The sequence below is a fragment of the Oryzomicrobium sp. genome (genome assembly GCF_021287045.1).
In the GTDB taxonomy this organism is placed as follows: domain Bacteria; phylum Pseudomonadota; class Gammaproteobacteria; order Burkholderiales; family Rhodocyclaceae; genus Oryzomicrobium.
Window position 1 is genome coordinate 1 of the sequence record NZ_JAJTBG010000025.1, and the last position, 12,886, is coordinate 12,886.

A 12,886-nucleotide genomic window follows, 5' to 3' on the forward strand; every position below is an offset into this window, starting at 1 on the left:
AACTCAGCCCTAACGCCAGCACTGACGTTTGGCGAGACCACCGACACTCAAAACCAACCCTCTCACCATGTGCTGTAGCGACTGGAAGCGCCGGGTTTCGCCTGACGGCGAGCCACTTTCTGTCCGGCGACAGAAAGTAGCCAAAGAGCGCCGTGCCCGCTCCCCCGCCGGCAGGCCGATGAAGCCGGCCTGCCGGCGCCCTGCGCTACTCGCTCGGGACGGGGGCTGCGGAACTCGGCCTGCGGCCTCGGACAGTCCTCGCCCTTTCCCGTCCCGACCTGCGTTGCTCGGCGGGGGAGAAGGGCACACTTGGGGGCAGCGTTGAAGCCACAACGGAAAGGAAGGCCAGGAGCAGGGGAAACCCTATTTCAAAGTCCGCGTCAGCATTGGCTTTCCGGGCATTGGCCTTCAAGAACGAGAACAGACGCGGACTTTCCCAGTGTCACCTTGTAGATCAAGCACTGGAGCAGCTTTCCAGGCGCCCCTACCCAGCCGCCCTCAAACGCGCCCACTCGATTGCCCCCATGGTCCAGCACGCCTCCTTTGGCAGCCCGACCACCAATCAAGGTGATACGGCCGTGTAGGCGCATTCGTAGTTACCGCCTTTGCCAAAGCCAGCAACGCCAGCGCCCTTGATTTCAGAAGCCAGAGAACCCAGCCATTAAATTAACTCGGTTAATTCAACGCTGCACTTTAAAAACCAAACCAAATACCAGAAACAAGAAACAAGAAACAAGAAACAAGAAACAATCTTCCAACAAAATAAACCAGCCGAATTATCCCATTGCACACCCTATTCAAATAGGGCAAAATTAATCCACGGCTAGCAACAGCCGCACTTAAATTGCAAACTAATCAGGGAAAATCCATGAAAAAAGAAAGCGACGTATCATTTAATGACAGAATCAAAACAATCAACTGCACATCAATTGACGAACTATGGGAGTTACTTTTCAACCCCAGAAACAATCTTAGCAACCTACATTCTAATTTTATTTTCAGAGGGCAAGGAAATGCAGCATGGAATCTCGTACCTAAAGCTTACAGAAGTGATTTCATCAACTTACATCGCCCCCAATTTTCTTCTGGCGACCCAAGTAGAATTGACTATCCCAGCCAATGCCTCATCGAATCACTATTACTTCAGAGTTTCATTGAACATTGTGATTCAGCAGGTCTTTCCATACCCGGTGACTGTACAGATTTTAGAAGCCAATTTTGCACTGACAAAATGTACGAAGGGTTTGGAAAGAACACTAAATCCTGGCCTGACGAGCGTCTTCATGAACTGATGGCTCTTGCCCAGCATCACGGTCTCCCAACGCGCCTTCTTGACTGGACGAGAAATCCATTTGTTGCGTGTTATTTTGCGGCAAGGACAGCAATTTTTACGGAAAATACCGCAGATAATGAAAACCATTCTTCAAACAGCCTAGCGATTTTTGCCCTTGACTTGAGCAAGATAGAATCAATTCCTGGAATCAGACCTATAAAAGTACCTGGCAGCACCTCCGTCAATCTAGCCGCTCAGGACGGGCTTTTCACACTTATAGAGAATTCTGGTTGGCGTGGAGATGCATTTTCGGAAGGAGTTTGCCTAGAATCAAAACTACCTAAAAACAATACCGATATTTTAAATAAAATCACCCTTCCCATTTCTTTTGCTGGCGAGTTGCTGCTACGAATAAGAAAGTTCGGTTTTTCTGCTCACTCTCTCTTCCCTGGGTATGACGGAGTTGCAGCCGCAGTGCTTGATACTTTCCGTGCGTACAACTGGGGAAAGGAAGATTAAGCTAGCGCCCCGCGGCCCCATGACGACGAATAGGATATATATGGATGCCTGCCCACTACACCGCCACCCAAAAGCAAACAGGCCGGGAATAACCCCGGCCTGTTTGCTTGATGCCTGAGACGGCGTGAAACCCGGCGCTCAGCGCTCCTTGGTTTCCAGAGCCGACTTGTTGATTTCGACGCTGTACTTCTTGCGCAGAGCCGACAGGTAGGCCGCCGTGTCCTGCTGGGCGGCGAACTGGGCGTACTGCTCTTGCAGGCCCTTCACCTGGGCGTCCTCGACCTTCTCCGGACGCTCCACCTTGGTGATCTTGAACAGGCCGTAGCCGTTGCCTGGCAGCTCCACGCCCACATAGGCGGGCAGCTTCTTCACGTCGGCCTTGAAGATGGCCTGGGCCGCTTCCCGGGACAGCTGGGCGGCGGTCATGCGCGAGACGGACTTGACCGGGCTCCAAGCGACCTTGTCGTCGCCGGACTGGAGCTTGGCCAGTTGAGCGTCACCTTCCTGCTTGACCAGCTTCTGCTCTTCCTGGCGGGTCAGGCGTTCGACGATGGCGGCCTTGACCTCGTCGAAGGGGCGCTGGGCAGCCGGTTTGTGCTCCACCACCCGGGCGGCGACCAGGGTGTTGGGGGCCACTTCGATGGCAGCGGTGTTGCGCTTGTCCTTGAGGGCGTCGTTGGAGAACAGGGCCTCCAGCACCTTCGGGTTGGCCGGGGTGGCGGCCTGGGCGGCGCCGGCGGCCGCGGCGCCCTTGCTCAACCAGCCGGTGGTCTGGATGGCGAGCTTGTACTTGTCGGCGGCCGGCTTGAGGCTGTCGGACTGCTCATAGACCAGGTTGCTGAAGTTTTCCGCGGCCTCGGCGTACTTGCGGCCGGCGGACTGGGCCTTCAGCTCGGCTTCGATCTCGCCCTTGACCGACTCGAAGGACTTGACCTTGCCCGGCTTGATGCCGGTCAGCTTGATGATGTGGTAGCCGAAGTCGGACTGCACCACGCCGGAAACCTCGCCTTCCTTGAGGGAGAAGACGGCGTCCTCGAAGGGCTTGACCATGGCGCCCTTGGCGAAGAAGCCCAGGTCGCCGCCGTTGGCGGCCGAGCCCGGGTCCTGGGAATCCTTCTTGGCGATCTCGGCGAACTTGCCCGGATTGGCCTTGACCTCGGCCAACAGGGCCTGGGCCTTGGCTTTGGCCTTGTCCTTGTCGGCGGCGGGCGCGGCGGCGTCCACCATCACCAGGATGTGGCTGGCGCGACGCTCCTCAGGCTGCTGGTAGCGGTCCTGGTGGCTGTCGTACCAGGCCTTGACGTCGGCGTCGGAAACGCTGGACTGGCCCTTCAGGGCGTCGGCGGAGAGCACCACGTACTCGGCCTTGACCTGCTCGGGCAGCTGGAACTGGGCGGCGTTGCTGTCGTAGTACTGGCGCGCGGCGGCGTCGTCCACCTTGATCTTGGAAGCCACCGAGGCGAGGTTGATCAGGTAGGAGGCGACCTCCCGGTTTTCCAGCTGGATGCGCAGCACCTGGGCCGCCTGGGCCTTGGCCACCAGGCCCGAATCGGCCACGGCGCCAACGATCTGCTGTAGGGTCAGGTCCTGGCGCAACTGGGCCTCGAAGCCTGCCACGGTGAGGTTCTGGGCGCGCAGGGCTTCCTCGTACTTGGCCTGGGAGAACTTGCCGTTCTCTTGCAGGGCGGGAATGCGGGTGATGACCTGGGCCAGCTGGGCGTCGCTGGCGTAGAGGTGGTTCTTGGCGGCTTCCACCAGCAGCAGGCGCTGGTCGATCAGGCCGTTGACCACGCTCAGGCGGGCCTCGGGGGTGTCGAACATCTTGGCGTCGAAGTTCGCCCCCAGGGTGCCGCGCAGGCGTTCCTGCTGCTCCCGGTAGGCGCGCTGGAATTCCTGGAGGGAAATCTTGGTCTTGCCGACCTTGGCCACGTCGTCGCCGCCGCCGGCGTTGCGGACGTAGGATTCGACGCCGAAGAAGGCGAAGGGAAGCGTGATCAGGACGAGAAAGGCCTGGACGACGCGCTTGTTGTTGCGGACAGCATCAAACATGTTTCACGGCTCCGGACGGAGGTGCAGGGCTTTGGGATGCCGTTCGGCGGCGCCGGAACGGCCCGGCAAAATGGATGATTCGGGCTAAAACCGGGAAAAGCGGCGCTTGGGCTGCAAAACCAATAAAAAAGGCGAACTTTCGTTCGCCTTTTTTATGTTATCTGGCGGAGCGGACGGGACTCGAACCCGCGACCCCCGGCGTGACAGGCCGGTATTCTAACCAACTGAACTACCGCTCCAGGCCTCGATCCCGTTAGTGGTGGGTGCTGACGGGGTCGAACCGCCGACATTCGCCTTGTAAGGGCGACGCTCTACCAACTGAGCTAAGCACCCACTTCGCCGGGAAAGGCTAAGTCAATTAGTTTACCGCATCCTTGAGGGCTTTGCCAGCGCGGAACTTGGGCACTTTTGCCGCCTTGATCTTGATGGCGGCGCCGGTACGCGGGTTCCTGCCCCCGCGCGCTGCGCGCTTGCCCACGTAGAAGGTGCCGAAACCCACCAGGGTCACCATCCCTCCCTTTTTCAGGCTGGTCTTGATGGAGGCCACGGTGGCATCCAGGGCGCGACCAGCGGCAGCTTTGGAAATCTCGGCCGACTTGGCGATTTGTTCGATCAGTTCGGATTTGTTCACGTAAGCCCCCTACGTAGTTGGTTGACAGGAAACCTGCACGCTTTTTATAGCCCCGCGAAAATCCTTATGTCAAGCGGATTTCCGGGGCGCCGGGGGCAAATACCTCGGGCTGTGATCAAAACGCCAAGCCGTTGACGAAAAACGACTTTCCAAAGAAAAACGCCGCCCCGCGAATAATGCGGGAGCGGCGTTGGCGAATGGCGCCGGGCGGGTAGTCGTCAGTGGGTGACGACGCCGCTCGCTTCGCCAGCGGCGGGCTCGGCCGATGCCGGCACCGCTGCGGCAGGCTCGGCGTCGGGCAGAGGCTCGGGGGTGCGTTCCAGAGCCCGTTCGAGCACCTGGTCGATCCACTTCACCGGCACGATCTCGAGCTTGTTCTTGATCGAGTCGGGCATGTCCACCAGGTCCTTGACGTTCTCGTCCGGGATCAGGGCCACCTTCAGGCCGCCGCGCACCGCCGCCAGGAGCTTTTCCTTGAGGCCGCCAATGGCCAGCACTTCACCGCGCAGGGTGATCTCGCCGGTCATGCACACCTCGCAGCGCACCGGGATGCCGGTCAGGGCCGACACCAGGGCGGTGGTCATGGCGATGCCGGCGGACGGGCCGTCCTTGGGCGTAGCGCCCTCGGGCACGTGGATGTGGATGTCGCGCTTCTCGAACACCTCGTCCTTGATGCCCAGCCGCTGGGCCCGGGCACGCACCACGGAACGGGCCGCTTCCACGGATTCCTTCATCACGTCGCCCAGGGAGCCGGTGCGCTGAATCACGCCCTTGCCCGGCACCACGGCGCATTCGATGGTTAGCAGCTCACCGCCGACCTCGGTCCAGGCCAGGCCGGTGACCTGGCCCACCTGGTTTTCCTTCTCCGCCACGCCGAAGGTGTAGCGGTGCACGCCCAGGTACTTGTCCAGGTTCTTGGCATTGACCAGGACCTTGCCGTCCTTCTTCTTCATCACCAGGGCCTTCACCACCTTGCGGCAGATCTTGGAGATTTCGCGCTCCAGGCCGCGCACACCGGCTTCCCGGGTGTAGTAGCGGATGATGTCGCGCACGGCGGATTCAGTCACCGTCAGTTCGGTGGGCTTCACGCCGTTGTTCTTCATCTGCTTGGGCAGCAGGTACTTGACGGCGATGTTAACCTTCTCGTCCTCGGTGTAGCCGGACAGGCGGATGATCTCCATGCGGTCGAGCAGGGGCGGCGGAATGTTCAGGCTGTTGGCGGTGGCCACGAACATCACGTCGGACAGGTCGAAGTCCACCTCCACGTAGTGGTCCTGGAAGGTGTGGTTCTGCTCGGGGTCGAGCACTTCCAGCAGGGCCGAGGAAGGATCGCCGCGGAAGTCCTGGCCCATCTTGTCCACCTCGTCGAGGAGGAAGAAGGGGTTGCGCACGCCCACCTTGGTCATGCTTTGCAGGATCTTGCCGGGCATGGAGCCGATGTAGGTGCGGCGGTGGCCGCGAATCTCGGCCTCGTCACGGACGCCGCCCAGGGCCATGCGCACGAACTTGCGGTTGGTGGCCTTGGCGATGGACTGGCCCAGGGAGGTCTTACCCACCCCGGGAGGGCCGACCAGGCACAGGATCGGTGCCTTGAGCTTGTCGACGCGCTGCTGCACGGCGAGGTACTCGAGGATGCGTTCCTTGACCTTCTCCAGGCCGTAGTGGTCGGCGTTGAGAATGGTCTCGGCACCGCCCAGGTCCTTGCTGATGCGGGTCTTCTTCTTCCAGGGCAGGCCAGTCAGGGTCTCGATGTAGTTGCGCACCACCGTGGCTTCGGCGGACATGGGCGACATCAGCTTGAGCTTCTTGAGCTCGGACATGGCCTTTTCCGTGCCTTCCTTGCTCATGCCGGCGGCCTTGATCTTCTTTTCCATCTCTTCGAGATCGGCGCCGTCCTCGCCTTCGCCGAGTTCCTTCTGGATGGCCTTGACCTGCTCGTTCAGGTAGTACTCGCGCTGGCTCTTCTCCATCTGCCGCTTGACCCGGCCGCGGATGCGCTTTTCCACCTGGAGGATGTCGATTTCCGCCTCCAGCTGGGCGAGCAGCTTCTCGATGCGCTCGCGCACGTCGAAGCGCTCCAGCACGTCCTGCTTTTGCTCCAGCTTGAGGGGCAGGTGGGCGGCGATGGTGTCGGCCAGTCGACCGGCTTCCTCGATCCCAGCGATGGAGGTGAGGATTTCCGGCGGAATCTTCTTGTTCAGTTTGACGTACTGGTCGAACTGGGCGATCACCGCACGGCGCATCGCCTCGATCTCGTGGTCGCCCTCTTCCTCGGGGGTGATCGGGGCGGCCACGGCGATGAACAGGGACTGCTGCACGTCCACCGACACCACGCGGGCGCGCTGGCTGCCTTCCACCAGCACCTTCACGGTGCCGTCGGGCAGCTTGAGCATCTGCAGGATGTTGGCGATGCAGCCGATGGGATAGAGATCTTCGGGATTCGGGTCGTCCTTGGCAGCCGATTTCTGGGCCACCAGCAGGATGCTCTTGCCCGCCTCCATGGCGGCTTCCAAGGCCTTGATGGACTTGGGCCGGCCGACGAACAGCGGAATGACCATGTGGGGGAACACCACCACGTCTCGCAGGGGGAGGAGCGGCAGTTCCACGGTCTCGGTCGGGGGGGTCAATTCAGACATGGCATGGCCTTGCGTTAGGGTTTGCCTCCAACATGGGGGCAACCGGGAATTTTTTCAAGTGCAGCCGCAAGGATGGCTTGAGACGACAACGGGGAACCCCTGGGCTCCCCGTTGCTTGCGGCCGCTTGCCGCCTGGCGGCGGCGGGTGTCGGCTCAGTTGGAACCGGATACCTTGGGTTGATCAGCGTAGATCAACAGAGGCTTGGCGTCACCCGTAATCGAGTTTTCGTCGATCACCACCTTGGTCACGTTCTCCATGCCCGGCAGCTCGTACATGGTGTCGAGCAGCACGCCTTCAAGGATCGAACGCAGGCCCCGGGCGCCGGTCTTGCGCTCCAGGGCGCGGCGGGCGATGGCCTGGAGGGCGCCGGGGCGCACTTCCAGTTCCACACCTTCCATGCCGAACAGCTTCTGGTACTGCTTGATCAGGGCGTTCTTCGGCTCGACCAGAATCTGCACCAGGGCCGCCTCTTCCAGCTCGGCCAGGGTGGCCACCACCGGCAGACGACCGATCAGCTCGGGAATCAGGCCGAATTTGATCAGGTCTTCCGGCTCGACGCGGCGCAGGGTTTCGGTGACGTTCTTGGTGTCGCGGCTCTTCACCTCGGCGGCAAAGCCGATGCCGCCCTTTTCGGAGCGGTTGCGGATCACCTTATCCAGGCCGTCGAAGGCGCCGCCGCAGACGAACAGGATGTTGGTGGTGTCCACCTGGACGAAGTCCTGGTTCGGGTGCTTGCGCCCGCCCTGGGGTGGCACGCTGGCCACGGTGCCTTCGATCAGCTTGAGCAGTGCCTGCTGCACACCCTCGCCCGAAACGTCGCGGGTGATCGAGGGGTTGTCGGACTTGCGCGAGATCTTGTCGATCTCATCGATGTAGACGATGCCCTGCTGGGCCTTCTCCACCTCGTAGTCGCACTTTTGCAGCAGCTTCTGGATGATGTTTTCCACGTCCTCGCCGACGTAGCCGGCTTCGGTCAGGGTCGTGGCGTCGGCCATGACGAAGGGGACGTTGAGCAGCCGGGCCAGGGTCTGAGCGAGCAGGGTCTTGCCCGAGCCGGTGGGCCCGATCAGCAGGATGTTGCTCTTGGCCAGCTCGACCTCGTCGGTCTTGCCGTGGTGGCGCAGCCGCTTGTAGTGGTTGTACACCGCCACGGACAGGATGCGCTTGGCCTGCTCCTGACCGATCACGTACTGGTCGAGGATGGAGCAGATTTCCTTGGGGGTGGGCAATTCACCGCGGCCGCCCTTGGCGCCCTGCTCGGCACCGATCTCGTCGCGGATGATGTCGTTGCAGAGCTCGATGCACTCGTCGCAAATGAACACCGAAGGACCGGCGATGAGCTTCTTGACCTCGTGCTGGCTCTTGCCGCAGAAGGAGCAATAGAGCAGTTTTTCACTGCCGTTCTTCTTCTCGGACATGTGGCGCTTACCCCTGTCGAAGGCGGGTGCACTGCAAACGGGCAAAAAAGCCCGCCCCCGCCGATTTATCGGATATGAACGGCGGCCCTACGGCCGCATCAAGCCACGTCGGACCGGCTCGACAGAACCTTGTCGATCAGTCCGTATTCTGCCGACTCCTGGGCAGAAAGGAAATTGTCACGATCGGTGTCCTTCTCCACCCGTTCCACCGGCTGGCCGGTGTGCTGGGACAGCAGGGCGTTGAGGCGATCCTTGATGGAGAGGATTTCCTTGGCGTGGATGGCGATATCCGAGGCCTGGCCCTGGAAGCCGCCCAGGGGCTGGTGGATCATCACCCGGGAGTTGGGCAGGGCGAAACGCTTGCCTTTGGCCCCGGCGGCCAGCAGGAAGGCACCCATGGAGGCGGCCTGGCCGATGCACAGGGTGGAGACGTCGGCCTTGATGAACTGCATCGTGTCGTAGATCGACATGCCGGCAGTCACCGAGCCCCCCGGGGAGTTGATGTACAGGGCGATGTCCTTTTCCGGGTTTTCCGCTTCCAGGAAGAGGAGCTGGGCCACCACCAGGTTGGCGGTGGCGTCGTTGACCGGCCCAACCAGGAACACCACCCGCTCCCGCAGCAGGCGGGAATAGATGTCGTAGGCCCGCTCGCCGCGGCCGCTCTGCTCAATCACCATCGGGACCAGGCCGAGGGCCTGGGGATTCCAGTTGCTTTCGAAGTCCATCGAGGTCTCCAAGTTGACCGGGCGCCCCATTTTGGGGCGCCCGGTCAGATATTAGCTGCGAAATCGACGAAGCGCTGAATCAACGGATCGGCACATCGGTGACTGCGCGGCGACTGCGTCCGCTGCCGGCCGGCGGCGGGAACAGAGGAACCAGGCTTAGGCCTTGGCGCCCATCAGTTCGTCGAAGGCGACGGCCTTGTCGCTGGTCTTGGCCTTGGAAAGCACCCACTGGACCACGTTGTCTTCGAGGGTGATGGCTTCCACTTCGGCCAGGTTACGCGGATTGCTGAAGTACCAGCGTACCACTTCCTCGGGGTTCTCGTAGCTTTGGGCGGCTTCTTCGACCTTGGCCTTGACCTGTTCCATCTTGGCTTCCAGGTTCTCGGTCTTGACCAGCTCGGCCAGGATCAGGCCCAGGGTGACGCGGCGCTTGGCCTGTTCGGCGAACCACTCGGGCTGCACCGGCATCTGGTCGGCCTTGATGCCGCGGGCTTCCATGTCGGCGCGGGCAGCCTGCATCAGGCGCTGCACTTCCATCTCGACCAGGGCGTTGGGCACGTCGATGGGGTTGGTTTCCACCAGGGCGTCCATCACCTGATCCTTCAGGCGGGATTCGATGCGCTTCTTCACTTCGCGCTTGAGGTTGGTTTCCACCTCGGCGCGCATCTTTTCCACGTCGCCGTCGGCGATGCCCATCATCTTGGCGAATTCACCGTCCACTTCCGGCAGCACCGGCTTTTGCACCTGCTTCACGGTGATGTCGAACTGGACGGTCTGGCCAGCCAGATCCTTGGAGAAGTAGTCGGCCGGGAAGGTCAGGTCGAAGGTCTTGGACTCGCCCACCTTCAGGCCTTCCACGGCGGTTTCGAAGTCGGCGAGCATCATGCCCTGGCCGAGCACGAACGGATAATCGTTGGCCTGGCCGCCGTCGAACGGCACGCCGTCCTTCTTGCCCAGGAAATCGATCACCACGCGGTCTTCCTTCTGGGCGCCACGCTCGGCGTTCTCGTAGTAGACGCGCTGCTTGCGCAGGATTTCCAGGGTCTGGTCCACTTCGGCGGCGGTCACGTCGAGAACCGGACGCTCGATTTCCTTACCGGCCAGGTCAGCGATCTTGAATTCGGGATAGACCTCGAAGATGGCGGTGAAGGCCATCTGGGTGGCGTCGGCGGAATCCTTCGGCTCGATGCGGGGATAGCCGGCCACGCGCAGGTTCTGGGCGGTGACGGCTTCGCCGAAGGCGCGGTCCAGGGATTCGGACAGGGCCTCGTGGCGGGCCTGGTGGCCGTGCTGCTGCTTGAGGATGTTGAACGGCACCTTGCCGGGACGGAAGCCGGGCATCTTGACGGTACGCCCGATCTTCTTCAGCCGCGCATCCGCATCCTTGTCCAGGTCGGCCACATTGATGGTCAGATCGAGACGACGCTCCAGGGCGTTGGCGACTTGGGTGTTTTCCATGAAATGTCCTTGGTGCAGTAATCCGAAAAAATGAACCGGCATGCCGGCGCGGGAAGCGGGAAACGAGGCCCGGCGCCGGAAGATCCGCAAGATAACGGGTGCGGGCGCAAGGCCCGGGCACCCGGGGAAACCAGGGGTGGCTGGATACCCGAAGACGGCGGCCGAGCGGCCCGCCCACGGTTTTTCCAGCGCGCGGCAAAGCCGCAAGAGGCCGGATTCTATCACGGCGGGGCAAGCGGCCAAGCCCGGCCGGGGCGCCCGGGTGGGCACGCCCCCGGCCGACCGGGGGAAAACCTGGGGCGAACCCGCGTCAATCCTCCGCCAGGGGCCAGCCGCTCGGGTCGAAACCGTAGCGCAGCGCCCCCCAATGCCGGCCGGCCACGGCCACCGGCACGGTCACCTCGGTGAGGATGTCGCCGTTGTCCCGGGTATAGGTGCGCACGATGAAGGGCTTGCCGCTGGCCCGGGCCACCGCCAGGGCGTCCGGGGCGTCGAAGCGGCGCTTATCGCGGCAGCGCTCCCGGTCCACGGCCGGATCGCCGCAGGGAGGCTGGGCGTAGCGGCGGTTGTGGGTGGGTGCGTAACCGTTGCGGTCTACCAGGACGCAGAAGCGCCCCCAGGGAAAACGCTCCAGCACCCGGTCGAGCACTGCCTGGACCGGCCCTTCCACGGCAGCGTCGTAGGCCGTGGAAAATTGCGCCGGCCCAGGCGACCCTCGGCCGGGGATGGGCCGGTAGGCCTGGTCGAAGACGTCGATGCCGCGCTCGGCCGCCGCCTCCAGCACGCCGGCCAGCTCCCGGGCGGCGGGTTGGAGAGTGTTGATCACCTCGTGGAACTCTCCCTCGCCGACGATGAAGCGCAGGACGATCTCCTGGATGCGCCCGGACGCCCCCTCCAGCTCGTCGGCCACGCCCTGGCTATGGTCCAGGCGGGCGCTCACCTCCTGGCTCAGGGCGCCGATCACGGCGATGTTGTCGTTGACCGTCCGGTTGCTGGCGGCAAACCCTTCCAGGGTGCGGGCGATGCCCGACAGGCTGGCGGCGGTGCGGTCGAAATCCCCCATCAGCAGGGCGAAATTGGCGGCGGCCTTGTCCACCACGTCCCGGGTCAGGCGCACGTCGTCGGTGATGCGGGCGGTCTCGCTGCGCGTATCGCCCACCAGGGCTAGCATCCCGTCGATGTTGCGGGCGATGTCGGCGGAGGCGCCCTTGGCCCGCTCCGCCAGGCCCCGCACCTCGTCCGCCACCACGGCGAAGCCCCGGCCGGCCTCTCCGGCCCGGGCCGCCTCGATGGCGGCGTTCAAGGCCAGCAGATTGGTCTGGTCGGCAATGCCCTGGATCAGGGCGACGATGGCCCGGATGCTGGCCGAGCGCTCGCTCAGGTCCCCCACCGTGTGGTTGAAGCGCCCCACCCGGTCGCTGATGGCGTTGATGTGCCGCGCCGCCTCCCCCAGCTCGTCGTTGGAGGTGCGCGCCATCTCCAGGTTGGCCAGGGTGGTGCGGGCGATGGCCCGGGTTTCGTCGCTGACCTGGCCGATGCCCGCCGTGGCCTGGTCGCTGGCGGCGCGCACCTGGCCGGCCAACTGGTCCTGGCGGTGGGCGCCGGCCACCGATTCGGACAGGTTGCGACGGGTGAGCGCCGTATCCATGCCGATGCGGAAGGTCATCAGCCGCACGTTGTTGAGCAGGTGGCGCATCTTCTTGAGGAAGCGGTTGTACGACTCGGCCAGCAGGCGCAGCTCGTCGTGGGTCGACGCCGGCAGGTCCCGGGACAGGTTGCCGATGCCGGCGCCGATCTCGTCGAAGATGCCGATCACGGTACGCAGGGGGCGCACGATCAGGAAACGGAAGTACCACACGGTGAAGGCCACGTAGGCCACCGACGCCGCCAGCAGGACGGCGTTCCAGACCAGCAGGGCATCCAGCTCCGCCAGGGCCGCGGCGCTGCCGTCCCGGGCCACCGCCTGCCGGGCGCGCCAGGTGAGGACCAGCAGCGCCAGTTGGAACAGGTTCACCAGAAAGAGGCTGGCGAACTTGCGGGTCAGGGAATTCCACAGCACCCGCTCGCTCAGGTCGTAGAGCCGCCAGAAGGCGCCCATGGTGCTCACCGCCCCCCTCCCCCGCCGATCATTCCCTCGGTGGGGGAACTGGGATCGGCGCTGTAGAACTTGCGCGGC

General features: G+C 62.9%; 8 protein-coding genes and 2 tRNA genes. 1 reads left to right on the plus strand and 9 read right to left on the minus strand.

Translation table 11 applies throughout. The features are described 5' to 3' along the window. Positions 1–868: 868 nt before the first annotated feature. The gene (locus LWW89_RS17425) at positions 869–1,792 is read left to right on the plus strand and encodes an FRG domain-containing protein (protein ID WP_293266501.1); all 924 of its coding nucleotides are present in this window, start codon (positions 869–871) and stop codon (positions 1,790–1,792) included. 138 nt (positions 1,793–1,930) lie between these two features. On the opposite strand, the gene LWW89_RS17430 is transcribed toward LWW89_RS17425, so the two are convergent. From LWW89_RS17430 to LWW89_RS17470, 9 genes are all read right to left on the minus strand, one after another. Continuing rightward, positions 1,931–3,841 (minus strand): SurA N-terminal domain-containing protein, encoded by a 1,911-nt coding sequence (locus tag LWW89_RS17430; protein WP_293266503.1) that lies wholly within the window; start codon positions 3,839–3,841, stop codon positions 1,931–1,933. 162 nt (positions 3,842–4,003) lie between these two features. Continuing rightward, positions 4,004–4,080 (minus strand) — tRNA-Asp (locus LWW89_RS17435). 18 nt (positions 4,081–4,098) lie between these two features. After that, positions 4,099–4,174 (minus strand) — tRNA-Val (locus LWW89_RS17440). Between the two features lie 25 nt (positions 4,175–4,199). Then, positions 4,200–4,472: an HU family DNA-binding protein gene (locus LWW89_RS17445; RefSeq protein ID WP_293266505.1), complete on the minus strand. Its 273-nt coding sequence runs from the start codon at positions 4,470–4,472 to the stop codon at positions 4,200–4,202. A 218-nt stretch (positions 4,473–4,690) separates the two neighbouring features. Next, positions 4,691–7,108 carry an endopeptidase La gene (gene lon / locus LWW89_RS17450; RefSeq protein WP_293266507.1) on the minus strand — a complete coding sequence of 806 codons (2,418 nt, stop codon included), beginning with the start codon at positions 7,106–7,108 and terminating at the stop codon, positions 4,691–4,693. A gap of 153 nt (positions 7,109–7,261) precedes the next feature. Next, the gene (clpX, locus tag LWW89_RS17455) at positions 7,262–8,527 is read right to left on the minus strand and encodes an ATP-dependent Clp protease ATP-binding subunit ClpX (RefSeq protein WP_293266509.1); all 1,266 of its coding nucleotides are present in this window, start codon (positions 8,525–8,527) and stop codon (positions 7,262–7,264) included. Positions 8,528–8,625: 98 nt separating this feature from the next. After that, positions 8,626–9,252, minus strand: coding sequence for an ATP-dependent Clp endopeptidase proteolytic subunit ClpP (gene clpP, locus LWW89_RS17460; RefSeq protein WP_293266511.1), 627 nt, complete (start codon positions 9,250–9,252; stop codon positions 8,626–8,628). 156 nt (positions 9,253–9,408) lie between these two features. After that, positions 9,409–10,710, minus strand: a complete 1,302-nt coding sequence (gene tig / locus LWW89_RS17465) for a trigger factor (protein WP_293266513.1) — start codon at positions 10,708–10,710, stop codon at positions 9,409–9,411. A 310-nt stretch (positions 10,711–11,020) separates the two neighbouring features. Then, the gene (locus LWW89_RS17470; protein WP_293266515.1) at positions 11,021–12,808 is read right to left on the minus strand and encodes a methyl-accepting chemotaxis protein; all 1,788 of its coding nucleotides are present in this window, start codon (positions 12,806–12,808) and stop codon (positions 11,021–11,023) included. Positions 12,809–12,886: the final 78 nt, after the last annotated feature.